Source organism: Streptomyces sp. HD (assembly GCF_028369295.1).
In the GTDB taxonomy this organism is placed as follows: Bacteria; Actinomycetota; Actinomycetes; order Streptomycetales; family Streptomycetaceae; genus Streptomyces.
This window is the reverse complement of the sequence record NZ_JAQMYP010000005.1, coordinates 190,978-215,163: the sequence shown is the minus strand read 5'-3', so window position 1 is coordinate 215,163 and position 24,186 is coordinate 190,978. Positions and strand designations below refer to the sequence as shown.

Genomic DNA, 24,186 nt, shown 5'->3' with positions numbered 1-24,186 from the left:
TTCCGCTGCTTCCGCATCACGCTAGTTTCGGGGCTCGCCTCTTACCGCGCGGCGACCGCTTGGCGTTCGGGTGGAGCCGATTCTGGAGGTCCGAGGCGGGCCGCAACGAGTTGAGGGATGCCGTGAGCGTGGCGTCAAGCGGCCCGATGTGTCCGTCGTAGTAGACCCCGACGAGATCCCGAGTTGGCTCGTCGTACAGGAAGACGACGCCTCGCGGGATGCCCAGCTGATGCTTCTTTGCACGCAGATAGGCGCGGAGTCTCTTCTCTTCGCTGACTGGATCTTTCCCGGCCGGGCGAGTGGCCCAGACGAGAAGCCATCCTTCAGCCGGATCCACGCTCCCTGTGGCAGGTACGGTGAGGCTGCGGCCGTTGCCGCTCGGCGACGGGCTGTTCAGCAGGTCTTCGCCGTTTCGTGCGAACTGGTGTTGGGCCGTCGTTGCCCCTGACAGAAGTGTTGCACCGATGCTCAGCCAACCGGTGACGTTTCGTGACTGCAATTCGTCAATGAGTGGCGCAACCGGAGGCGCTGACATCGCCGGCTTCGGCGCAGTCTCCTGGCCATCCCCGGCGGGGGCCTTGGTGTAGTACCACTGGTCCAGTGCGTCGGTACGGCTACTCAAGAAGACCGGCTTCTGTGCGCGGTAGCGGCGCAGCTCCGCGGTTGTTGGCTCGGGCATGAACGGGAACGCGGTGCGTACCCGTGCGGGGTCGGGTTCGACCCAAAGGCCCGCCTCGAAGAAGTACAGGAACAGATCCAGTTCGTCGGGCGCGTTGAACATGACGGTGACGTCAGGGTTGCGGCGCCGCCGAAGGTAGAGGAGGAACTCAGCTGGCCGAGCGACGAGGTCGGTGATGAGTTCAAGGTCGTGCAGCGACACGGTCCACGGGATGCTGTCGAGACTGAGCAAGCCCGCCCTTACCAGTTCCGCAGTGGCCGTCATGACGGTGGAGAGGTCATCGAGGCTGACCGTCATGGTGTGGATCTCGCGGATATGGCTGAGATCCACCCATCCTTCGCCTTCGATACGGAGACCGCCGTCGCGCTCGATCCCGTCCCGCATCCGACCGGCTTGCTCGGCCGCCTTCGTGATGATGCCGGTCAGATCGGTGCGGATACGTGCGGTCTTGCCACCGCGTGAAAGAGCACTCAAGGCGACGGCCTTGTCTTCGACGATGATCGCGACATCGTCGAGGACAACAAGGTGGTCACCCTCGACGCGCTTGGTGTACTTCGCCGGATCAGCAGTCTTCTCTTCGGCGTCGTTCACAGGAACGTAGTACTCAAACGCGTCCCGGTAGTGAGCGCCGGGCAGCACCCGACCGAGCGCTGCCCGTGTGCGGGACTCCAGGAGGTCGCCACGGTGCTTCGCGTATGTGTTCCATGCGGAAGACGTCTTGAGATGCACTTCGAGATTCTCCCGGACGGCGACCACACTGAGTGCAGGGTGCGGCAGCATGATGCGCGCACTGTCACTGGCGATCAAGGGCCGCATGCGCAGCGGATTGTTGCCGGCAGTGAACTTGTCGATGACCTCCGCCGGCGTGGTCGTCCCCAGATCGAGGCGGAACCGACCGACGACAGCTCGGACACGTTCCTCGGCGATGCCCGTGTGAGCGGCAACATCCTCGATCGCAACCGTGGCTTCGTCAGCGCTGGGCTCGAACAGCGACACGAACCCGGACCTGGCCAGTTCCGTCAGCTCCGGATTGGGCTCGCCATCCCGCGTGGATGCAATCGCGTTCTCTGCCGCCGTGGCCATGTCCTCCATGCGGCCGTTCATGTTGACCTGTTGCAGGTGGTGGCACGCATTGAGAACAGCCAGGGCGTCGGTGGCGTCAAACCCGAGCTCTGCATTGAGAGCCGCACGAACGATCGGGTCGCCGTCAAGGAGCGCAAGGTTGGTCGCCTCAACCATCTCCGGGTAGGACGGGTTGCGAATCCATACCTCGGTGCCCTGGATGAGGAGTGACATCATGGCGAGCTTGTTAGTCCGGTCCACCGTCGCAAAGGACCGCAGCTGCGCAAGGTGCAGAAGCGCGACGATCTGTTCCTTCGCCTCGGAGATGGAGTGGCTCATTTCCTGGTCCTCGACCGCGTCGTGGTCGAGGGCTCCTGCGGCCGCCGCATCATGCTGAGACGCGAGAGCAATGAGTGCAAGCAACTCCACGTACGCGGCGCCTGCTTCCGGCGTGACCGGCATCGCGCCCTCCGGCGCGAAGGGCAGGAACGCCAGACGAGCCACCTCGATGAGCCGGATCGCGTCGAATCGCTGCAGCTTCTGGACGAACTCGGCGAGGGCCTCGTCGAACGCTGCGCTGATCGCCTCCACAGGGTCGTCGGCCGCAGCAAATTGCTCCAGGAGCGCTTCCAACGCGCCCCAGGTGTCAACTATGACCTGTGCATGCGGGTCAAACCCTGACGATGCCGGAACGGAGTGGCGCTGCCGCTTGTTTCGTACCTTGCGGCGCTTTGATCTAGAACTCACTGGCCAACCTCACCATATACCGGTACGGATCAGCCACCGGTTTCGCACCCCCGCTGGCGGTGCTCACTGACGCGCCCGCCTCTGCAGTGGCGCCCCATGGAAGCGCGCATCAGTCGACCGCGCTCCAGCCGGTCCATCAGCCTGCCGAGGTTGCGCACCGCACGAGCCGGGGCACCCTTGGCCGCGAGGGCTCCCAAGTTGGTCTCGCGTGCGAGCAGTCCCGCAGCACGCAGGCCCTGAAGGATGTGGTGGGCTCGCTGCTTGCCGAACTGGTCGCCAAAACCGTTGTTCTTGTAGAAGTCCAACCGCTTGATGGCTTTGAAGAGCTCTGCCGGAAGTACTGCTCGAAATGCGACCAGCTGGGGTGTTACGTCGCGTCCCCCTCGGCGGGACGAGGCATGCGAAGAAGTGCGGACGACGTCGGGTGACGGCGAGGTAACACGGCAGTGGGCTCTGAGGGTTATGGCGGAGCCGCGGTCCTCGGCGATGGCAAAGCCGGTGGACCTGATCGGGAACCTTCGTCGCGGTTTGAATACGTCTGCGCCCGCAGTAGTTTGACGGTGGAGAATGCTGCCGACATGAGTGATCTAACTGCCGCGCACCGCGGGTACGAGTACCAGGACTTGATGGAGGCAGGCCGCGTCGTCGACCTGCTGCTCGGCGGGATCGCCAGGGTCCTTGTCGACGAGAAGCTGGTGATGGACGACCGCTTCGACGACCTCACGGTGATCAACGCGGACGGATCCCGTGAACGGACCCAGTTCAAGCACTCTGACGAGGAAGACCCCCTCGCCTACACGACGTTCACGACCGACGACCGCGGACTGAGGCTAGACCGCCTTGTGGCGGCTGCCGTCGCCGACCGGGACGGACCGGGTGCGGGCGCCACCGCCCACCGGCTGCGCATCGTGATGCGCAATGCACCTCCGGGCGACGACGCACTCAACACTGTGATGGTGCCCGCCCGCTCCTCCGACGCGTCGTTCCTGCCGGGGATGAACACCACACTCCTGCGGTTCGACGCGGAAGCCCTCTGGCGAGGGTTCGACCTGCCCGCGCGGGGCCGACGCAAGGCGGGTAACGTCTTCGGGTTTCTGACCAGCGGTGACAAGGCCGTGTCCAAACAGGACCTGGAATGGCTGTGCGAGCACCTGGTGGTGGAAGTCGGCGCACCGGCCATGACGACGGACCTCCTGCAGCCGGGGCTGGCCGAACAGCTTCTCCTCCAACGGGTACGCGGCGAGCTAGGCGCGGGGATCTACCCCAACGAGGGACGCTCACCGGTGGACGTCGCCGAGGCGCTGATCCGCACGGTTCGCTCCGCCCGGCAGCGCGGCGTCGAGGTGACACCCCGCGAGCTACTGCGGCAGGCCCAGTTGCGCAGCGACCTCGGCGCCGTGGTGCGCGCGAACCCTGTCGACCGCGCCCTGGAAGTGGCCAGGCCCGCCACGGTCGGCGTTCTGGCGGAGGCGGCCGGGACAGCGGCAGCCAACGGGGGAGTCCTGCTAGTCACGGGCTCACCGGGACAAGGTAAGTCTTGGGCGTGCCAGCAGCTGATCGACCAACTCACCGGTGATGGATGGCTGGTTGCCGAGCACTATTGCTACCTTGGCGACGCCGACGGCGATCTGCTGACCCGGGTGGTCACCGAAACGGTCTTCGGCAGCCTGCTGGGCCGTCTGGCCGAGTCGGACCCCGGCCTCGTCCAGGAGCAGCGCCCGCGTTTCGCCGCTGATGCGCAAGCGCTGACGACGGCGGTGAACACCGCTCTGCGCAAGGACCCCACCCGGCGTGTGGCGCTCGTCGTAGACGGGCTGGACCACGTCACCCGCGTACAAGGAGGAAGGACCAGGAGAGCCGATCCGTCCCTGGCCCTTGCCGCGGTCCTCGGTTCGCTGCCCCTTCCGCCCGGCAGTGTCCTCATCGTCCTCAGCCAGCCCGGAACCCACCTCGTCCCCCTCCAGGACGCAGGGGCGGCTTCCGTCGCCGTGCCGTCACTGACCGCGCACGAGTGCCGCGCCGTAGCGAAGCGGCTCAGACTCGTCCCGACGGCGGACAACGATCGCACGGAGGCGCTCCTAAGCGACGACCGCGACGTGACCGACTTCTTGGACGCGCTGCAGGAACGCTCGGGCGGCAACGCCCTGTACGCGACGTACCTCTGCCGCGAGGTCGCCCTCCGACCGGAGACGATCACGAAAGCCGCGGCAGTGGTGCGGGCGCTCCCGGCTTACCGGGGTTCGTTGGAGGGCTACTACGCCCACCTCTACGACACCCTCGGCGCGGAAGCCGATGTCGTAGCGGACATCATCGCCCTGCTCGGCATGTCCGTTACCCGCGAGGAGCTCGGGCAGATCGTCCCGGACCGGGCGCACAGGATCGATGGCGCGCTAAAGGTGCTGGCCCCAGTGCTCTCCGGGACTGCCGGACCCGGCGAAATCCGCGTCTACCACGAGTCGTTCGCCCGCTACCTGCGCCTTGGCTACGACACCGACCCCGGGGCCCTGGAATCGACACTGGCTCTGATCGCCACCTGGCTGACCGGGAAAGGACTGTTCGACGACCCGCGGGCCTTCCGCCGCCTCCTGCAGATCCTCGCCGAAGCGGGACGCGACACAGGGGTGCTCGACCACATCGGGCGGGACTTCGTCACCCGAGCCGTCGCCACCGCCCACCCGGCCTCGGCGATCAGGGACAACCTGGCCACCGGCCTGCGCTGCGCCGCCAGGACAGCAAACTGGCCTGTCGTCGCGCGCTGCGTCGAACTCGCCAGGGCCGCGCAGACGTATGAGTTTGAGCGCTTCGACTCGGACCTGGTGGAATTCGCCGACGTGCCGATCGCCTTGATGGGGGCTCAGACGCTGGCGGACCGGCTCCTGCACGACGGCCGGACCGTCATGCCCGCCCGGGCAGGTCTGCAGATGTGCGCCGTCCTCGACGCGGCAGGCGCCGTGGCACCCTGGCACGCGTATATGGCGGCACACGACCACGAGGCCGAATCGGACAACACCTCCTACGGAGCGGAGTCCGATCGAGCCGTCGAACTTGCGTACCTGCGTGGCCGACTGCGCCTGTCTGCGACCGATCAGGAGACAGGCAAAGAGCCGCGCGAGGGCGGGCCCGACCGGCCGGTGCCGCTAGACCGCATCGCCGAGTGGCTCGAGGAACGGGGTGACCAGGCAGCGGCCGACGCCGTCGTGAAGACGCTCCTCGACACCGTCGGAATCGAGGCCGTCACCGACCTGGTGCCGCGCCTTACCGCGGGCGGGCCGGTATGCCTCGCACTCGCCGAGCAGATCGCCGCCGGCGCGGTGCGTGGAGAGGCGGGCACCGCCGCAGACTGGGCGCAGAAGGCTGCCGACCTGGGATACCCGTTGGGAACGGCGCACCGACTGCTCGCGCTGGGGGTCGCCGCCGCCGATCTCGCTGAAGGCCTTGCGGCAGAAGAGACTTCGACTGCCCGCGAGGCCCTGTTCGCCCTCACCCGCGACGTACAGAATGAACAGGTCCGGTGGGACCCCGTAGCCGTGGCCAGGTGGCTTGATGCCCTGGCGATCGCGGCACAGACCGACCCCATCGCCCTGGACGCGGTACCGGCTCTCGTTCAGGGGCCCGGTTGGTACCCCTGTTGGCTGCGGTTCGCGATCGCCCTCGCACGCGCTGAAGCCGCCGAAGCACCCACCCGGTCCGGCCTGGCCATCGAAGCCCTCGGGCTCCTGACCGCTGACCTCAATCCCTTCACCGGCAAACCGCGCGCCTGCGACCTCTACTCGATCCATCCGCTCATCGAAGAGTCGGTGCGCCGGGCGGCCGCCCTCGTGTCCGACCAGGACTGGCCGCAGGCGTGGAAGACCCTCACCCACGTCAGCCGGGACATCAGCGTCAGCCTGCGCGGTGAGATGGGCGGACCACTGCCAGCCGACACGCTCCTGACGATCGCCGTCGAGCACACCACGCCCGCACGGCGGGCCAGCGTTGACGAAGCCGTCCGCAACGAGTTCCTCCAGCAGGCCGGCGGACGCTTCTACAGCGACCTCGCCCGTTACCTCCTCATCCACGCGCGCCTCGCCCTCACCGCCGACGACCTTGGCGAGGCCGAGGAACACTGGTTGGCGGCCTGCCGCTTCCTGGTGGCCTACGGCTGGCGCAAGGACATCACCGTCTACGAGGTCCTGGATCCGCTGCCCGCCCTGGTCGCCGCAGACCCGGCACGGGGACGGGCGCGGGTGGCGCGCATCCAGCCACTGTGCGAACGCCTGGTCCATCACACAGACGGCAAGGAGACCAACGCCGCCCGCCCGCGGTGGTGGAAGGTACTGGCCGGCGCCGACCCGGCGGCCCTCGCCGATCTCGCAGCCACCGGCCTGCTCAGCGACTGCAACGGCCCGAACACCATCCTCCACGGCGCCCGCGAAGACCTCTGGGACGCGTGGACCGACACCGCCGACCCGGTCGTAGCAACCGCCCTGCGCATCACGCTGGACACCCCGCTCCTCGAAGGTGACGCCGCACTTCTGGACCGACTCGCCAGGACAATCGGCCCCTCCACACCCGACGGCGTTCCACAACTGCTGCGCATCGCACTGAGCAGGGCCGACGAGCGGCAGGCCAACCGCGACTCCTCCAGCGACCAGACCAGACCAGCCGACACGCAGCTGGTCACGGAACTCAACGCCGTCGCCGAACGCATCGGCGCCCCGCAGCTCACCCCCCTGCCCGAACCACCGGTCACTGACGAATCTCAGCCCCACCCCAGCCAACCCATCCCCGCGCAGCCGGCCACGGCCCGGACCTCACCTGCCGCCCCGTCGCCCGCGCCCTCCGAACCGGTCGGCCTGATCCGGCTACTGAGCGCATGGCACCTGAGCCCGTACGAGGCCGACACCCCCCAACACACTCTCGAACAGATGACAGACCTCGTCGGCGACGGCTTGCTCAACCTCGCCACTCAAGGACAGCTCGACGAGGCCGCACAAGTCCTGCGTGCCATCGCCGGCCCCTTCGACTTCCGGGAGGGACCGCTCCTGCTGCGCCAGCTCGCGGACAAGCTCCACCGAAATGGCCACGACGCTCTCGCCGCCGAAGCCTACGCACTGACCTGGGTACGCACACGCGGACAAGGGGGATGGCTGAACTTCGGAGGCGAGACAGCTCTCGACGCCCTTCGCACGGCCGCGCAACTCGACCCCGCCCATACCCACCGCGTCATCGCAGATGAGGCCGAGGCAGTGGTGAGCACCGGCCGGTACGGGACCCACGGCATCACCCAGGCACTGATCTTCGCCTTCGCCCATCAATCGCTCGCCCTGCCCCCGAACGACTCCCTCGACCTGGCCTTTGCCCTCTGGGACGAAGCCGCAACAGTCATCGAGAGCAGAGCACCCCGCGTCCACGACAGCGACGACCCGCAGCACCCCTACCGCGCCCCCGAAAATGACGACGGAACTCCTGTACCTGGCGATCTCGACCAGGCATTCACAACCGCGGCGCTGGCCGCAGTCGCACACGCAGACCGGGAAGGCAAACGCCGAGCGATGGTTGCGACGCGGTCCCTGGTCACACTGCGCCCCGATGCCACTGCACCTGCTATGGCACTTGCGCTGGAGCAACTCTCCGATCCGGCGACCCTGATGTGGCTGCTGTGTCTCCTCCAGGAACAGGGACCGGCAGCTCAACCCGTCGTGGACCACTGCCAGCACGCACTCGAAGCACTGGCCCGAGGACCACTGCTCACCGTCCGCGCACTCGCCCGCCGGCTGCTCACCGATGCGGCCAGCGTGCCCATGGGACCCTCGGACCCGGCCGGGCTGAACCCACCGAGTCGCTTGTGGACCTACGCCGCACAGGAAGAAAGCCCGAGAGAGCGCGTCGTGCGAGGGATGGTCTCAGAGGTGGCCCGCATGCGGCTGAACGAAGCCGAGCAGATGCAGCCCGGGCTGATCCGAGCAGTCCTCGCCAAGGTCCATCACCAACTCGACACCGAGCGCATCATGGAGAGGAATAAGACCCTGCAACGCGCCAACCGCAGTGCCGACGAGGACGAGCTGCCGGACGCCTACCTCGCCATCGAAGAGACCATCGAAGAGGCAATCCAGACGGTGGCAGCGGGCAGCCGCGCACACAGGCTCTCGCAGGGCCTGTGTGCGAGCGATCCGGCCGTCTGGGAGGACCAACTGGCCGCAGCGCTGACAGACAACCCCTGCATCCCGCTGGCATTCGAAGAAGCACGCTGGCCGCGCCCCGACCTTCGGCTGCCACCCGGCCCGGACGACCCGTCCGACCAAGACACCCCGGCGGCCGGAACAACCGCCGAGATCATTGCCACACGGCCACTGGCACAAGCCGCCGCCCTCACCGGACAGACCCTCCCGGGCTGGCGCATCCTCGCTTCCGTGGAGGAACGCAAATTCCTGTCACCGGACACCAGGACGACCAGCCTGACCGTCGTGACCTTCTCAAGCCCGGAAATGACGGACAGCGGGAACCAGCAAGGTAACGCTGTCCCCTTCTTGAACGGAGACCTTGAGGAGTGGACCCGACAGTTGGGGCAGCACCCCGACGCTGACATCGCGCCGGGAACCCCGCTCCTCGGCCTCGACCGCGACATGACCGCCGCCGCAGACGCCGCCCGAGGCCTGGGCCTGCCCGGCTTCGCACTGACACCCACCCCGCAACTGCGGGCCGCACTGCGCCTGACACCAGGAGCCCCGCTCACACTGAAGGACGACCGCGGTCCGGCCCTGCGGCTCATCTGCTGGCGTACCGAGTACGAGCGGAGCGCCTACCGCCTTCCGTGGCCGCGCACCACCGGCTGCGCCATCGTGATCCGCCCCGACCTACTGAACATCCTGTCCGATCGGGCATCCGCACCGATCGTCACCCGAGATGTCGTCATGCGGCTGGAAGCGGACTGAAAAAGAGCAGACAGCGCGGACGTCATCCCGCGAGTCCGGAACCGTCTTGTGCATCCTAAGAGACACAAGAGCCCGTACGCGAAGTCAATGGCACAGTTCAAAGTGCCAGGTAGAGGAACGGTAGAGCGTCGGGTAACACCAGGATCCGGACTCTATGCGGACGAACTCGACCCGGCAGCGGGAGATTCCAACCATCGCTGCAAGTCAGCACGCATCAAGCGGCTTCACGCCGCAGGAGTTCAACCGCCCACGGCAACCACTCGCACGGGAGATCCGGAGCTGCCGGTGGAGGACGGCTGAAAAGCAGTCCAGTAGCGTAGAACTCAGGCGTCGGAACTGGGTCACGATTCACGCGCCGCCGACACCGGGCGGCGACCAGATCCCCGCCCGGGTTGTTCGGACTCGCACAGCGCTGAACAAGTTCGCCCCAGGACGTCCCAGAACGAGCGCGACTATGCAGCAGACCAGCGTCGAGCACACGTCCAACCAGCACGGTACGGGTTACGACAGGTGATAACCGGTGCCGACAAGTGCGTCGACCAAGCGAACTCCACAGCGCCCCGCACCACCAGACGGCATCAAAGTATGGGTTCACACCACATGGGGCGACGCTGCAGCAGTTCCTAGCCTGTGCAGCACCCAAAGCACCCACGTCCCCGCCCGGAAGTGACCGATATGACCGCATCCGCAGCGCCCGCCCCAACTCTCCGTCAGATGCGGAAAGTTGTAGCAGCGAGCTTCATAGGAACAACTATCGACTGGTACGACTTCTTCCTCTACGGCTCCGCCGCGCCCGGATGAGGCAGCACTTCCCGGTTCGAAGATCCTGACTGCGAGCGGGCCGTCACCTCCTAACCTCGTCACCGTCGGCTCAGCCTGCGTCGCGAAGCCTTACTGAGGCACCGACAAGGAGAGGCCGCACCCCCCTGCCGGCCAGAGAACGCACAGGCCACATCCACTCCCTTGAAACCAATCGAGAGCTGGCGTAACAGACCAGGGTGCAGGTCAGGCCCAGGGTGCCACTGGCGTGAACGAACTGTCCTGACGGAAGAGGTCCGTTCCGTTCGAGCGCTCCACCCGAAGCTCGTAGTTGTAGTGGCGCAGGTAGTACCCGGGGTAGTTGTACGACTCGAAGCGGAGCGCACCCGTCGATGTGCCGGTGCGGGCGATGAACGTGGCGTCCTTGGCGAAGGTGGACGTGCCGTCGTTCGTGTCGAAGCGGGCGCGGAAGTCCCAGTGGCGGAGGTACTTGCCGGTCGAGTCGCGGAAGGAGTAGCCCCCCGCGTCGGCAAGGCCGGCCACGACCGTGAACGTGGCGGCCTGCTTCTCGGCGGCGGTACTGGAGGCGCTCACCACCGGGAGGTTGAGCAGGGAGGACTGCACCTGCCAGTGGCGGGTGGAGAAGTTGGCCGACTGGAAGGAACGGGTGACGTTCCGCGCCAGGGTCGGGCCGCCCGAGACGGTTTCCTTGATCACCGTGAAGTGGCGGGCCGTGCCCGAGACGGCGGGCAGGGCGGCCGGGGCCGACCAGGTGGCGAAGGTGTCGTAACTGTCGCTGTAGTAGTACGTGCCGTCGCCGTAGCCGTCGAAGAACAGGCGCCAGGCACCGTTGTCGAGCTGGACCAGCGCGGGGCCCTCGCGATAGCTGCCCCAGCCCGCCCAGTCGCCGGTGCGGGAGATCGTGTAGGGACCGGTGAGGTTGGACGCCGTCGCGTACTCGATGTACTTGGTCGTCTCGTTCTTCGTGAAGGCGTGGTAGGTCGAGCCGATCTTCACGATGAAGGTGTCGATGTGGTTCGCGCCTATGCCGGACAGCGCCACTGGTGAACTCCACGCCGTCAGCGCCGTGTTGGTGGCCTTCAGCAGATGCGGCGTGAAGATCCACTCGTCGTTGGTCGTCGAGCAGGACACGATGACGTTCACGCTGCCGTCGCTGTCCACGAACCACTCCGGCGCCCAGGCCCGGGAGAGGTTGGCGATGGGGACCGTGTAGTCGTACAGGAACGTCCAGTTGACCCGGTCGGTGCTACGGGCGAAGCCGATGGTGGTGCTGACGTCCTGCCAGGTGTGGGTCGTGTAGGTGATGTAGTAGTAGCCGTTGGTGTGCTTGAAGATGCTCGCGTCGCGGATGCGGTTGCTCGGCGGCGTGTAGGCGGAGGCCTTGACCAGGCGGAAGTCGGTGGCGTCGTCCGACTGATAGACGTTCACGGTCGCGTCGTTGCTGTTCAGGAACGGCACGATGGTGTACCGGGTGGCCGAGCCGCTCGGCGGTGCGGCCGCCAGCGCCGGGCCTAGCAGGCCGGGGGCCTCGCCCAGGAGCACCGCCGATGCGGGCAGGACTGCCATGGCGCGCAGCAGGCTGCGGCGGGACGGGGTGTGGTGACGTCTGGTCACGTGCGGCTCTCCCTGCCTGTTCATGGGATTCCGAAGGGGTTCGACAGGGTTCGACAAGGATGCCCAGAGGTTCGATATGTCGAACGTAGTTCGGAAATTCGATCAGAAGGTAGAGGTGGGACCGGGACGCGTCAATGGTTCGCGCATGCGGCGGCGAGACCTGAGAGAAACCTGTGGTGAACGGCGGGCCGCGCCCGGCGAAAGCGTTCCGCCGCCGCCCCGCGGGGGTTACCGTTCAGTAGACATCGTCGTCCCGGAGGTGCCCGCATGACACCCGACCGTGCCGTTGGCCTCGCCGAGTCCGCCCGTGCGCTGGCCGAGGGCGAGGTGACGTCACGGGCGCTCGTCGCTCAGGCGCTGGCGCGGATCGAGGCGACCCAGGGTTCACTCAACGCCTTCCGGGTGGTCCGGGCCGAGGCCGCGCTCGCCGAGGCCGACGCCGCGGACGAGGAACTCGCCGCCGGAGTACGCCGACCGCTGCTGGGCGTGCCGGTCGCGGTGAAGGACGACATGGACGTGGCGGGCGAGCCGACGGCGTTCGGATGCGGCGGCGAGTTCCTGCCCGTCACCGAGGACGGGGAGGCGGTACGGCGGCTGCGCGCGGCCGGGGCCGTGATCGTCGGCAAGACCAACACCTGTGAGCTGGGGCAGTGGCCGTTCACCGAGGGGCCCGCCTTCGGCGCGACCCGCAATCCGTGGGACCAGGGGCACACCCCCGGTGGCTCGTCCGGTGGTTCGGCCGCCGCCGTCGCCGCCGGGCTCGTCCCCGCCGCGCTCGGCTCGGACGGTGCCGGTTCGGTCCGTATCCCCGCGTCCTGGACCCATCTGATCGGCATCAAACCGCAGCGCGGCCGTATCTCCACCTGGCCGCGCGGCGAGTCGTTCCAGGGCATCACCGTCAACGGCACGCTCGCCCGTACGGTGGCCGACGCGGCCCTCCTGCTGGACGCCGCCGCCGGCAACCACGACCTCGATCCGCACCGGCCACCGAAGGTCGACGCCTCCGAGGCCGTCGGCCGCGAACCCGGCCGCCTGCGCATCGCGCTCTCCCTCAAGCCGCCCTTCACCGCGCTGCCCGCCCGGCTGCAGCCGGAGGTACGGGCCAGGGTCGTCCAACTCGCCGAGAAACTGGGCGCGTTGGGGCACCATGTCGAGGAGGCCGATCCGCCGTACGGGCAGATCGGGCTGACCTTCATCCCGCGCGCGACGGCCGGTATCGCCGAGTGGGCGGGCGATGTGCCCTCCCCCGCGCTCCTCGACCCGCGCACCCGCAGCGCCGCGCGCCTCGGCCGGCTCCTCAACGGGGCCCCGCTGCGGGCGGCCCGGCGTGCGGAGGCGGTCCTGCACCGTCGTATCGGCGCGTTCTACGAGTCGTACGACGTCGTCCTCGCGCCCACCACCGCCGCTCCCCCGCCCCGGATCGGCGCGCTGCTCGGGCTCGGCGGATTCGCCACCGACCGTGCGATGATCGCCGCCTGCCCCTACGCCTGGCCGTGGAACGTGCTGGGCTGGCCCGGCGTCAACGTCCCCGCCGGATTCGTGGGCGGTCTGCCCGTCGGTGCCCAGTTGCTCGGGCCGGCGAACAGTGAGGCGCTGCTGATCTCGCTGGCCGCGCAGTTGGAGGCGGAGCTGCGCTGGCACGAGTCGTGGCCGCCGCAGCAGGGCGAGACGGCGCCCACCGCGGTCGCCTGATACCCCGCCACCCCTCCGGGACAGGGCCTACTCTGTGACCATGGGCGATGCGTCGATGGTCGGACTCATGGGGCGGGTCACGGGGACGATCGGGCCGGGCCTCGTCGGCGAGGTGATCGTCCGGGTGCGCGGCGGCGCCGAGCACTTCCTCGCCTATCCCGCCCCCGGCACGGACCGCATCGAGCGGGGCACGGTGGTGATGGTGGTCGAGTACCAACCGCCGCGCACCGTCTACGTCCAGGCCGCGTACGACAGTTGAGCCCGCTCGGGCGCAGCTGAGAGCCGTCCGCGTCAAGGTTTCGACAAGGATGCGCCGGTGTCTGTACCCGGGCCTCGCACAGGCGCACACTCCCTTCGTTCGGTGCCGAAAGGGCACCATGCAAAGGGGGCGTATGCCGATGGTCGTCGGCGTCGTGGCGGGGGCGGCGGTAGTGGCCGTCCTCGTGCTGATCGGTGTGTTCAAGATGATGTGGCGGGTCGCGGAGCCCAACGAGGCGCTCATCATCTCCGGTTCCAAGCACCGTACGGAGGGCCTGGAGGAGGGCATGGGCTTCCGTATCGTCACCGGGCGCGGCACGCTCGTGCTGCCCGGTGTGCAGGCGGTGCGCAAGCTGTCGCTCGACCTCAACGAGACCGAGTTGCATGTGGACTGCGTGACCCACCAGGGCATTCCGCTGAAGGTGCGGGGCGTGGTCATCTTCAAGGTGGGCGACGACTTCGTGTCGATCGCCAACGCGGGCCGCCGTTTCCTGGACCAGCAGAAGCTGATGTCGGAGCGGGTGCACAACGTCTTCGCCGGTCATCTGCGGTCCATCGTGGGCGGGCTGACGGTCGAGGACATGATCCGCGACCGGGAGAAGCTCACCGGGCAGACCCGGGCGGCGTGCGGTACGGAGATGGAGAAGCTGGGGCTCATCGTGGACTCGCTGCAGATCCACGAGATCGAGGACCCGACCGGGTACATCCAGAACCTGGCCGCCCCGCACGCGGCCGCCGTCCAGCGGGACGCGCGCATCGCGCAGGCCGAGGCGAACCGGCTGGCCACGGAGGCGGAGCAGCAGTCGTTCGCGCGGATGGCCGAGGCGACCCGGGACAGCGAGATCCTCCAGGCCGGCTACCAGGCCGAGCGCGACAAGGCCGGCGCCAAGGCCCGCCAGGCCGGACCGCTGGCCGACGCGGCCGCCCGGCAGGAGGTCGTCGTCCAGGAGACGCGGGTCGCCGAACTGGAGGCGCACCGGCGGGAGCAGCAGCTCCAGGCCGATGTCCGCAAACCCGCGGACGCGCAGGCGTACGAGAAGCGCACGCTGGCGGAGGCCGAGCGCGACGCTCGCATCTCGGCGGCGCAGGCCAAGGCGAAGGAGACCGAGCTCGCGGCCGCCGCCGAGGCGACCCGCGTCAAGGCGGCCGCGGGTGCCGAGGCCGAGGCGACCAAGACGCGCGGCACGGCCACGGCCGCGGCGACCCGGGCCACCGGTGAGGCGGAGGCGGCCGCCGCTCAGGCCAGGGGCCTCGCCCAGGCCGAGGCGACCAAGGCGAAGGGTCTCGCGGAGGCGGAGGCCATCAAGGCCCGCGCCGCCGCCCTCGCCGAGAACCAGGAGGCCGTGGTCGCCCAGCAACTCGCCGAGAACTGGCCGGAGATCGTCAAGGCCGGGGCGTCCGCGTTCGGGAACGTCGACAACATGGTGCTGCTCAACGGCGCCGACGGCATGGCGGACATGTTCGCCAAGGCGCTCACCATGGGCGGCACGGGGCTCGGGCTCGCGCGTCAGCTGCTCGCGTCGATGAACCAGAACGGGCAGGGCGCCAAGGGGGCTTCACCGACCTCTCCGACCTCGACCTCACCGTTGAACGGTCTGACGACACCACCCGCGCAGAAGGTGCCGGTGGACCGGAACGAGGGCTGAGCAGCCGTCACCGTACGGCATCCGTCCGGGGCCTCGCCCGCGAGCGCCCCGGACGGCGTGTACCCCTTTTGCACCGGTCCGACCTGCAATAATCGGAACTTCCAGGGGGCGGGGCGGCTGGGCGAAGGAGTTGAGGGACACACCATGACGTCGGCGGAACCGCGCCTGCTGTGCGACATCCGGGCACTGCCCAGCGGCACGTCGGCCACGGCCGACGTGTTGTGGAAGCTGACCGAAGCGGGCCGTCAGCTGGACGCCAACGTGGTCCGCCTGGCACCGCACCACAGCGTCGCCGCGCACCGGGAGCCGGAGCTGGACGTCCTGCTCCTGGTCGTCGCCGGCTCGGGCGTCATCGGCTCCGGCCTCAGCGGCGGCGACGCCGACGAGCACGTGTCCGAGGGCATGCTGCTCTGGCTGCCGCACGGCTCCACCCGCAGCATCACCGCGGGTGCTCAGGGCCTGACCTGTCTGACCGTCCACCGGCGCAGGCCCGGCATGCAGATCCGTCCGCGCGGCGACGCGACACGGGACTGACACCACCGCGGCCGACCACCCGCGCTTTCCCGCACGCACGCTCCGACAGGCTGCTCTCGGACGTTTCGGTTTCTGCAACTTCCGCGGTACCGCGGAAGTTTGACGCCCACCCGAGAAGACCGCTCTACGCTGCTGCGATGCGGATGCGCCCGATAGCCGTCGACACGCTGATCGCGTCGGCGCTGACCAGTGTGGCCCTGTTGCTGGGGCCGGAAGCCGCGCGTCAGGGGCAGCGTCCGCTGGACACGGCCGCCTATGTGCTGGTCGTCCTGGTGCATCTGCCGCTCGTCCTGCGGGGGCGGGCCCCCGTCGTGGTCTGCTGTCTGGTGCACGCCACCTGGCTGGTGTACATCACCGCCGGCTACTGGCCCGTGGTGTGCAGCTTCGGCCCCATGCTCGCCGTCTACACCGTCGCGTCCCTGCGTCCGCCGCGCCTCTCCGTCCCCTGTGCCGCGTTGATGAGCGCGACCTGGCTCTACGCGGGCGCGGTGAACCACACCGACAGCTGGCCGTCCGTCGTCGCTCAGGCCGTCGTCTACCCGGCGGTGCTGTGGCGCTTCGGCGGCGTCGCCCGCCGCTCGGCCGAACTGACCCGGCAACTCCGCCGCGAACAGGCCGAGCGCGCCCGGCGCGAGGTCGCCGAGGAGCGCGGCCGGATCGCTCGCGAACTGCACGATGTGGTCGCCCATCACATGTCCGTGATCTCGGTGCAGACCGGTCTGGCCCGCTTCGTCTTCGACAGCGACCGGGACACCGCGCGCACCTCGCTCGACACCATCGCCGCCACCGGCAAGGAGGCCCTCGACGAACTGCGCCGCATGCTCGTGCTGCTGCGCACCGACGACGACGCCCCGGCCGCCCCGATGCCGGGGCTCGCCCGGCTCGACGAGATGGCCGAGCGCATCCGCAGTGGCGGCGTCCCGGTCACCCTCACCGTCGAGGGCACCCCGCGCCCGCTCGCCCCCGGCATCGAACTGTGTGCGTACCGGGTGGTGCAGGAGGCGCTCACCAACGTCCTGAAGCACGCGCCGGGCGCGAGTGCGGAGGTACGGCTGAGATACGAGCCGCGCCAAGTGATCGTTTCGGTCACGGACGACGGAGAAGGGGTGATTCCGGCCAGAGTGCGAACGGGCGGCGGGCACGGCTTGATTGGCATGCGTGAGCGGGCCAAGCTCTACGGCGGGCAGATCAGCATTGGCCCGCGGGACCGGGGCGGCTTCGCCGTACGGCTGACCCTGCCGACCTCCGCGCGGGCCGCGGCGCAGGGGGACGACACGACCACATGACCACAGTGCTCGTCGTCGACGACCAGTTCCTCGTCCGGGCCGGACTCGTCGGGCTGTTGCGGGCGGCACCCGGCATCGACGTGGTCGGCGAGGCATGCGACGGCGCGGAGGCCGTCGCCCTGGCCGCCGAGACCGCGCCCGAGGTGATCCTGATGGACATCCGGATGCCCGGCATGGACGGCATCGAGGCCACCGAACGCATCCTGGCCCAGGCCGGCGACCCCGCGCCCCGGATCCTCATACTGACCACGTTCGACCTCGACGAGTACGTGTACGGGGCGCTGCGTGCCGGGGCCTGCGGATTTCTGCTCAAGGACTCCGGTCCCGAGCGGCTGCTCGCCGCGGTGGCCGCGGTCCGCGGCGGCGACGCGCTCTTCGCGCCCAGCGTCACCCGCCGCCTGGTCGAGGCGTACGCCCGCCCCACCACCGGCGAACGGCCCGCGGACCTGGACGATCTGACCTCACGCGAGGTCGAGGTCCTGAGGCTGATAGCCCGCGGCCTGTCCAACCCGCAGATCGCCGACCTCCTCTACATCAGCGAGGCGACCGTCAAGACCCACCTCAACCGCACGATGACCAAGCTGGACCTCAACAGCAGGGCGCAGGCGGTCGTGGTGGCGTACGAATCGGGACTGGTGTCCCCGGGCGAATAGCGGCCGGGCGGACGAGCGCGCGACGCCGGGGCGCCGGGGCACCGGGCCTTTTCAACCCGCCGCCCCGTCCATCTCCCGTTCCCCGTTCCCCGTCCAACGCCAGGTCGCACGGGCCGGGGTCCGCGTCACACGGTGGTTGCAACCGTCCGTAAACCTCTGCGGTACGTCTAAGGTGCCCCACGTGACTGCGATTACCGACGAGAACGTGCCCGGCCGCCACGGCCCCACCGCCACCACCGAGGTCGACCCCGGCCAGGTCGGCCGGGTGCGCACCGAGTACTCCCCCGCGCACGACGGCGACCCCGACCCCGGGGAGATCGTCTGGACCTGGGTGCCCTTCGAGGAGAACGACGGGCGCGGCAAGGACCGCCCGGTGCTCGTCGTCGCCCGCGAGGCCGCCGGAACCTTCCTCGCCGTGCAGTTGTCCAGCAAGCGGCACGACGCCGGGCGGGTGGGCGGGGGAAGAGGTGCCCGTGAGTGGGTCGGGATCGGCAGCGGGCCCTGGGACCGGTCGGGGCGCGACTCCTGGGTCGACGTGGACCGCATCCTCCGTCTGCACGAGGAGGGCATGCGCCGCGAGGCCTGTGCCCTGGACCGGGGGCGGTTCAACCTGGTCCGGCACCGGCTGCACGAGCGCTACGGCTGGCAGTGAGCGGGCCGCACGGCTGCGGCTGACGCTCCGGACCGCCCGCCGCGGGCCTCACCGCTGTGGCTGACGCTCCGGGAACGCCCGTAGGAACGCCGCTCGCGTCGCGCTGTCCGGGGTGCGGTCCAGGATCCCGAACACCACGTGTTCGAAGGCCCCCTCGAATCGCGCGCCGGGCCCGAGCAACGCCCGGAACGCGCCCGCGACCTGCGCCGGGTCGTTCTGGAACACGCCGCAGCCCCACGCGCCCAGCACCAGTCGCCGGTAGCCGTACGCGGCGGCCGTCTCCAGCACCCGGGCGGCCCGTGCGGCCAGCGCCCGCGGCAGCTCGCCCGTGCGCTCGGGCGCCGTACGCCGTACGACGCCCGCGTTCGGCGCGGCGGCGGTGAGGAAGCCGGCCAGGTGCGGCTCGTCCAGGAGGCTGCCGCGGTCGTCGCGGAAGACGGGCACGCCGGGTGAGTGGATGACACGGTCCGTGTAGAACGGGTCGCGGTGGGCGCGGTGGTGGTCGTAGAACTCGCGGGCCCGGAGCAGGCAGGTGTACAGCGCCGAGGCACGGCACAGCGCCTCTTCCTGGGCTTGCGCGCCGTTCAGATAGCCGCCGCCCGGATTGCGGGCGGACGAGAAGTTCAGCACCGCGGTCCCGTCACCGAGCCGACGGGCCGCCTCCAGGCTGCTCTCGCCGGTGACCTCGAAGGACGTCCGAGCCGGGGAGATCGACGGAACCGGCACCGGGTCCGGCCCGTGCATCCGGGTGCCGGCCCGTGCCGTCTCGATCGCCGCCGCGAGGGGCACCTCTCGGCCGTCCGGCGCGCGGTACTTCCCCGCCGCGACGATCTGTTCCGTCTGCTGTGCGACGGCGCGCAGACGTGCGCTCATGGCGCCACCCCCGTGCGCGCCATGACCGTACGACCGCGCCGCCTTCGCGCGATCTCCCCCGTCGTGCTCATACAGGGATCCTGGGCGATGCTGGTCATGCGGTGCAACAGAGTTTTCCGGGGCCCGGCAGCCGACCGAGAACGGCCGGGAAAGACTTCGAGAACGCCCGGAGAGCGGAGATTACCGACCCGGAACGTGCCGGTACGCACCCTTGTGCGAAGCGTCGCGAAGGTCTTGGGTGGGACGAGTGTGTCTTCCCGGCCCGCAGGATCCGGCGGCCGGTGGCATCGTGGACTCTCAGGAGGATCCCGACATGTCCGATTCGGTAAGTGACTGTACGGAGCAACCTCGCACCGCAGTCACCGAAGCCGAGGTGGAGGCCCTCGTCCGGGGCATCTGCTTCAAGACCGGGCCGCCCCGCACCCTCGGGGTCGAAGTGGAATGGCTCGTCCATGAGCTGCGCAGCCCGCGGCTCCCCGTGACACCCGAACGACTCGAAGCGGCTTACGCCGCACTGCGGACCGTGCCCCTGAGGTCGGCGCTCACCATAGAGCCCGGCGGCCAGCTGGAACTGAGCTCGCCGCCCGCCGCCTCGCTGATGGAGTGCATCGGTACCGTATCCGCCGACCTCGACGCCGCCCGCGCGGTACTGCGCGAGCACGGTCTCGGCCTGGTCGGCCTGGGCAACGATCCCTGGCACTCGCCCCGCCGGTTCCTGCGCCAGCCGCGCTACGACGCCATGGAGGCGTATCTGGACCGGGCGGGCCCGGCCGGTCGCGCCATGATGTGCACCTCGGCCTCCGTGCAGGTCTGCCTGGACGCCGGTTACGAGGAGCCCGGCCCGCTCGGGCACGGGCGGCGCTGGTGGCTGGCGCACCAGCTGGGCGCGGTCCTGGTCGCCGCCTTCGCCAACTCGCCGCTCGCCGGATGCGAGCCCACCGGCTGGCTCTCCACCCGGCAGTTGCTGTGGATGGAGATCGGCCCGGGGCGTGCGGGCGCGCCCCCGCTGGACGGCGATGCGAGAGCGGCCTGGGCACGGCATGTGCTGGACGCTCCGGTGATGTGCGTACGGCAGGACGGCGGCCCGTGGGACGTGCCGGACGGGCTGACGTTCCGGGACTGGACCACGTCGGGGGCGCCCAGACCGCCGACGCACGAGGATCTCGACTACCACCTCACCACGTTGTTCCCGCCGGTCAGACCGCGTGGCCATCTGGAACTGCGGATGATCGACGCCCAGCCCGGCGAGGACGGCTGGATCGTGCCGCTCGCCGTGACGACCGCGCTCTTCGACGACCCCGAGGCCGCCGAGACCGCGTATCGCGCGGTGAAGCCGCTGGCCGAGCGCGGTCTGTCACTGCCCGCGCCGCACAATCCGCTGTGGATCGACGCGGCCAGATCGGGGCTCGCCGATCCCGAGTTGCACGAGGTCGCCGTGGAGTGTTTCGCGGCGGCTCTCGACGCCCTGCCCCGGTTGGGGGCGACGACCGAGGTCACGGACGCGGTGGCGGCGTTCCGGGACCGTTACGTAAGCCAGGGCCGCTGCCCGGCCGACGATCTGCTGGACGAGCTCTACGGCACGGACCGCACCCTGCACGGGAAGGACCTCCGCACATGACCGACCCCGCCCTCGACGCCGATTCACTCCGCGAGCGGGCCCTGACCACCCTGACCACGGCCCGCGCCCGGACGACCCTGCTGACGTCGTGCGTCGAAGACCCGGACCTCACCGCCCAGCACTCGCCGCTGATGTCCCCGCTGGTGTGGGACCTCGCGCACATCGGCAACCAGGAGGAGCAGTGGCTGCTCCGGACGGTCGCCGGGCGGGACGCGATGCGGCCCGAGATCGACGGCATCTACGACGCCTTCGAGCACCCGCGTTCCGAGCGTCCCTCGCTGCCGCTGCTGCCGCCGGCCGAGGCCCGGCACTACGCGGCCGAGGTGCGCGGCCGGGTCCTGGACCTGCTGGAGAGCACCGCGTTCCACGGGACACGGCTGACCGAGGCGGGTTTCGCCTTCGGGATGATCGCTCAGCACGAGCAGCAGCACGACGAGACGATGCTGATCACGCATCAGCTCCGCAAGGGCCCGCAGGCCCTGACCGCCCCCGACCCGGATCCGGCGCCCCTGTTCACGGGACCGTCCGAAGTCCTGGTCCCCGGCGGCCCGTTCACCATGGGCACCTCGACCGAGCCCTGGGCGCTGGACAACGAACGCCCGGCGCACCGGCGCGAGGTGCCGCCGTTCCACATCGACACGACCCCGGTGACGAACGCCGCGTTCCAGGCGTTCATCGAGGACGGGGGCTACGACACCGAACGCTGGTGGACCCCCGAGGGCTGGGCGCACATCCGGCAGCACTCGATCCACGCCCCGCTGTTCTGGCACCGGGACGGCAGGCAGTGGCTCCGGCGCCGCTTCGGTGTCACCGAGGTCGTACCGCCGGACGAGCCCGTCCTGCACGTGTGCTGGTACGAGGCCGACGCCTACGCCCGCTGGGCCGGGCGCCGGCTGCCCACCGAGGCCGAGTGGGAGAAGGCGGCCCGCCACGACCCGGCCGGGGACCGCACCATGCGCTACCCGTGGGGCGACGCCGAGCCGCGGCCGGAACACGCCAACCTCGGCCAGCGGCATCTGCGCCCGGCACCGGCCGGAAGCTATCCGGAGGGCGAATCGCCGCTGGGCGTACGGCAGTTGATCGGTGATGTGTGGGAGTGGACGGCGAGCGACTTCCTGCCGTACCCGGGTTTCCAGGCGTTCCCGTACAAGGAGTATTCGGAGGTGTTCTTCGGGCCCGAGCACAAGGTGCTGCGCGGCGGTTCGTTCGCCGTGGACGCGGTGGCCTGCCGGGGCACGTTCCGCAACTGGGACTATCCGATAAGGCGGCAGATCTTCTCCGGCTTCCGCACGGCCCGCTCCGCGGGGGATGTCTGATGTGCCGTCACCTGGCGTATCTGGGCCCCGAGGAGCCCCTCGGCAGACTCCTCGTGGAGCCCCCGCACAGCCTGTACCGGCAGTCGTGGGCGCCGCGGCGGCAGCGGTACGGGACCGTCAACGCCGATGGTTTCGGGGTGGGTTGGTACGCGGAAGGGGACCCGGTGCCGGCGCGGTACCGCCGGGCCGGGCCCATCTGGGCGGACCTGTCCTTCGCCGATCTCGCCCGGGTCGTACGCAGCGGCGCGCTGCTCGCCGCCGTACGGGACGCGACGGTGGCCGGCGCCGACGGGGAGGCCGCGGCGGCGCCGTTCGCCGCGGGTCCCTGGCTGTTCAGCCACAACGGCGCGGTGAAGGGCTGGCCGGGCTCGCTGACGCCGCTCGTGCCCGGCCTGCCGGCCGAGGACCTGCTGTCGCTGGAGGCCCGCAACGACTCGGCGTTCGTGTGGGCGCTGGTCCTGGCCCGGCTGCGCGGCGGTGACGACGAGGGGCAGGCGCTGGCCGACACGGTCGCGGAGGTCGCCGCGGCGGCCCCGGGGTCGCGGCTGAACCTGCTGCTCACCAACGGCGAGACCATCACCGCGACGGCCTGGGGCGACACCCTCTGGTACCTGACCCGGCCCGGCGGCGGAACCGTGGTGGCCTCCGAGCCCTACGACGACGATCCGCACTGGCAGGAGGTCCCCGACCGCACCCTCCTCGCGGCGAGCCGCACCGACGTACTGCTCACCCCGCTCAAGGAACCGAGCGAGGCCCTGGCACCCGAACCCTCCAAGGAGCCCAGCACGTGAGTCCGTTCCTGCTGACCCGCACCCTGCCCGAGGACGCCACCGACGCCGCACTGCGCGTCGACGTCCTGAAGGGCCTGACGAGCTCGCCCAAGACGCTGCCGCCGAAGTGGTTCTACGATGCGCGGGGCAGCGAACTCTTCGAGCAGATCACCGAGTTGCCGGAGTACTACCCGACGCGGGCGGAGCGCGAGATCCTCGTCGGCCGGGCAAGTGAGATCGCCGCCGTCACCGGCGCGCGGACCCTCGTCGAGCTGGGTTCCGGCTCCTCGGAGAAGACGCGGTACGTGATCGACGCCCTGACCGGGCTGCACACCTACGTCCCCGTCGACGTCAGCGAGAGCGCGCTGACGCAGGCCGGGCAGGCCCTCGTCGAGGAGCGGCCCGGCCTTGACGTGCACGCTCTGATCGCCGACTTCACGGGCGGGCTGACCCTGCCGGACACGCCGGGGCCACGGCTGGTGGCGTTCCTGGGCGGCACGATCGGCAACCTCCTGCCGGCCGAGCGCGCCGCGTTCCTCGCCACGGTCCGCGCGCTGCTGGCCCCCGGTGACGCGCTGCTGCTCGGCACCGACCTGGTCAAGGACGAGAAGGTCCTGGTCCAGGCGTACGACGACGCGGCCGGGGTGACGGCCGCGTTCAACAAGAACGTCCTGGCCGTGATCAACCGCGAGTTGGGCGCCGACTTCGATCCCGGCGACTTCGACCATGTGGCGCGCTGGGACCCGCGCACCGAGTGGATCGAGATGCGGCTGCGTTCCCGGGTCGCCCAGACGGTGAAGGTACCCGCGCTCGACCTCGTCGTGGAGTTCGCGGCGGGTGAGGAAATGCGCACCGAGGTGTCGGCGAAGTTCCGGCGCGACGGTGTGCGCGCGGAACTGTCGACGGCCGGACTGGAGCTGGCGCACTGGTGGACGGACAGTGAGGAGCGCTTCGCGCTGTCACTGAGCGTGGCACGGTGAGAGCCTGTGAAGAAACCCCCGTCCGCCCGGAGGGCGGGCCCGGCGGGGTCTGGTGCGCGCTGGGCCCCCTCTGGGGGAGTGCGTGCCAGGCGCCGCCGGGCAGGCGGGGGTT

At 69.7% G+C, this 24,186-nt stretch carries 16 protein-coding genes; 12 read left to right on the top strand and 4 right to left on the bottom strand.

The genetic code is table 11. The features are described from left to right. Positions 1-16: 16 nt before the first annotated feature. Positions 17-2,374 (bottom strand): preprotein translocase subunit SecA, encoded by a 2,358-nt coding sequence (locus tag POF73_RS07220; protein ID WP_272113667.1) that lies wholly within the window; start codon positions 2,372-2,374, stop codon positions 17-19. A gap of 143 nt (positions 2,375-2,517) precedes the next feature. Then, complete coding sequence (locus POF73_RS07215) at positions 2,518-2,793, bottom strand: hypothetical protein (protein WP_272113666.1); 276 nt, start codon at positions 2,791-2,793, stop codon at positions 2,518-2,520. A 273-nt stretch (positions 2,794-3,066) separates the two neighbouring features. Here POF73_RS07215 and POF73_RS07210 point away from each other — a divergent pair, with 273 nt between their 5' ends. Continuing rightward, a complete protein-coding gene (locus POF73_RS07210; RefSeq protein ID WP_272113665.1) occupies positions 3,067-9,402 on the top strand; it encodes an ATP-binding protein in 6,336 nt (2,111 codons plus the stop codon). Between the two features lie 1,005 nt (positions 9,403-10,407). On the opposite strand, the gene POF73_RS07205 is transcribed toward POF73_RS07210, so the two are convergent. Next, entirely contained in the window at positions 10,408-11,796 is a 1,389-nt protein-coding gene (locus POF73_RS07205; protein WP_272113662.1) for a glycoside hydrolase family 43 protein, read from the bottom strand. A 267-nt stretch (positions 11,797-12,063) separates the two neighbouring features. Here POF73_RS07205 and POF73_RS07200 point away from each other — a divergent pair, with 267 nt between their 5' ends. The 7 genes from POF73_RS07200 (at position 12,064) to POF73_RS07170 (ending at position 18,517) form a co-directional block, all read left to right on the top strand. Continuing rightward, a complete protein-coding gene (locus POF73_RS07200; protein ID WP_272113661.1) occupies positions 12,064-13,488 on the top strand; it encodes an amidase in 1,425 nt (474 codons plus the stop codon). Positions 13,489-13,528: 40 nt separating this feature from the next. Further along, on the top strand, positions 13,529-13,747 hold the full coding sequence (locus tag POF73_RS07195; RefSeq protein WP_272113660.1) for a hypothetical protein: 219 nt from the start codon (positions 13,529-13,531) through the stop codon (positions 13,745-13,747). A 133-nt stretch (positions 13,748-13,880) separates the two neighbouring features. Further along, on the top strand, positions 13,881-15,392 hold the full coding sequence (locus POF73_RS07190; protein WP_272113659.1) for an SPFH domain-containing protein: 1,512 nt from the start codon (positions 13,881-13,883) through the stop codon (positions 15,390-15,392). Between the two features lie 144 nt (positions 15,393-15,536). After that, on the top strand, positions 15,537-15,926 hold the full coding sequence (locus POF73_RS07185) for a cupin domain-containing protein (RefSeq protein WP_272113658.1): 390 nt from the start codon (positions 15,537-15,539) through the stop codon (positions 15,924-15,926). A gap of 137 nt (positions 15,927-16,063) precedes the next feature. Further along, positions 16,064-17,212 carry a sensor histidine kinase gene (locus POF73_RS07180; protein WP_272113657.1) on the top strand — a complete coding sequence of 383 codons (1,149 nt, stop codon included), beginning with the start codon at positions 16,064-16,066 and terminating at the stop codon, positions 17,210-17,212. Further along, positions 17,209-17,865: a response regulator gene (locus POF73_RS07175; protein ID WP_272113656.1), complete on the top strand. Its 657-nt coding sequence runs from the start codon at positions 17,209-17,211 to the stop codon at positions 17,863-17,865. The genes POF73_RS07180 and POF73_RS07175 overlap by 4 nt, the downstream gene beginning before the upstream one ends. 181 nt (positions 17,866-18,046) lie before the next feature. Continuing rightward, positions 18,047-18,517 carry a type II toxin-antitoxin system PemK/MazF family toxin gene (locus POF73_RS07170; RefSeq protein ID WP_272113655.1) on the top strand — a complete coding sequence of 157 codons (471 nt, stop codon included), beginning with the start codon at positions 18,047-18,049 and terminating at the stop codon, positions 18,515-18,517. A gap of 48 nt (positions 18,518-18,565) precedes the next feature. Here the strand turns inward: POF73_RS07170 and POF73_RS07165 are convergent, their stop codons facing one another. Further along, a complete protein-coding gene (locus POF73_RS07165) occupies positions 18,566-19,390 on the bottom strand; it encodes a TIGR02452 family protein (RefSeq protein ID WP_272113654.1) in 825 nt (274 codons plus the stop codon). A gap of 313 nt (positions 19,391-19,703) precedes the next feature. Between POF73_RS07165 and egtA the strand changes: the two genes are divergently transcribed. The 4 genes from egtA to egtD are packed head-to-tail and all read left to right on the top strand — an operon-like array spanning position 19,704 to position 24,074. Next, positions 19,704-21,008, top strand: coding sequence for an ergothioneine biosynthesis glutamate--cysteine ligase EgtA (gene egtA, locus POF73_RS07160; protein WP_272113652.1), 1,305 nt, complete (start codon positions 19,704-19,706; stop codon positions 21,006-21,008). Then, complete coding sequence (egtB, locus tag POF73_RS07155) at positions 21,005-22,324, top strand: ergothioneine biosynthesis protein EgtB (protein ID WP_272113651.1); 1,320 nt, start codon at positions 21,005-21,007, stop codon at positions 22,322-22,324. The genes egtA and egtB overlap by 4 nt, the downstream gene beginning before the upstream one ends. Further along, positions 22,324-23,115 (top strand): ergothioneine biosynthesis protein EgtC, encoded by a 792-nt coding sequence (gene egtC / locus POF73_RS07150; protein ID WP_272113650.1) that lies wholly within the window; start codon positions 22,324-22,326, stop codon positions 23,113-23,115. Before egtB ends, egtC begins: the two co-directional genes overlap by 1 nt. Continuing rightward, positions 23,112-24,074: an L-histidine N(alpha)-methyltransferase gene (gene egtD, locus POF73_RS07145; protein ID WP_272113649.1), complete on the top strand. Its 963-nt coding sequence runs from the start codon at positions 23,112-23,114 to the stop codon at positions 24,072-24,074. Before egtC ends, egtD begins: the two co-directional genes overlap by 4 nt. The last annotated feature ends 112 nt before the right edge of the window (positions 24,075-24,186 follow it).

What these genes read in the sequence shown, in the direction of transcription:
- POF73_RS07210 (WP_272113665.1), top strand. Translation starts at nt 3,067, where the DNA reads ATGAGTGATCTAACTGCCGCGCACCGCGGGTACGAGTACCAGGACTTG.
- POF73_RS07200 (WP_272113661.1), top strand. Translation starts at nt 12,064, where the DNA reads ATGACACCCGACCGTGCCGTTGGCCTCGCCGAGTCCGCCCGTGCGCTG.
- POF73_RS07195 (WP_272113660.1), top strand. Translation starts at nt 13,529, where the DNA reads ATGGGCGATGCGTCGATGGTCGGACTCATGGGGCGGGTCACGGGGACG.
- POF73_RS07190 (WP_272113659.1), top strand. Translation starts at nt 13,881, where the DNA reads ATGCCGATGGTCGTCGGCGTCGTGGCGGGGGCGGCGGTAGTGGCCGTC.
- POF73_RS07185 (WP_272113658.1), top strand. Translation starts at nt 15,537, where the DNA reads ATGACGTCGGCGGAACCGCGCCTGCTGTGCGACATCCGGGCACTGCCC.
- POF73_RS07180 (WP_272113657.1), top strand. Translation starts at nt 16,064, where the DNA reads ATGCGGATGCGCCCGATAGCCGTCGACACGCTGATCGCGTCGGCGCTG.
- POF73_RS07175 (WP_272113656.1), top strand. Translation starts at nt 17,209, where the DNA reads ATGACCACAGTGCTCGTCGTCGACGACCAGTTCCTCGTCCGGGCCGGA.
- POF73_RS07165 (WP_272113654.1), bottom strand. Translation starts at nt 19,390, where the DNA reads ATGAGCGCACGTCTGCGCGCCGTCGCACAGCAGACGGAACAGATCGTC.
- egtA (WP_272113652.1), top strand. Translation starts at nt 19,704, where the DNA reads ATGTCCGATTCGGTAAGTGACTGTACGGAGCAACCTCGCACCGCAGTC.
- egtB (WP_272113651.1), top strand. Translation starts at nt 21,005, where the DNA reads ATGACCGACCCCGCCCTCGACGCCGATTCACTCCGCGAGCGGGCCCTG.
- egtC (WP_272113650.1), top strand. Translation starts at nt 22,324, where the DNA reads ATGTGCCGTCACCTGGCGTATCTGGGCCCCGAGGAGCCCCTCGGCAGA.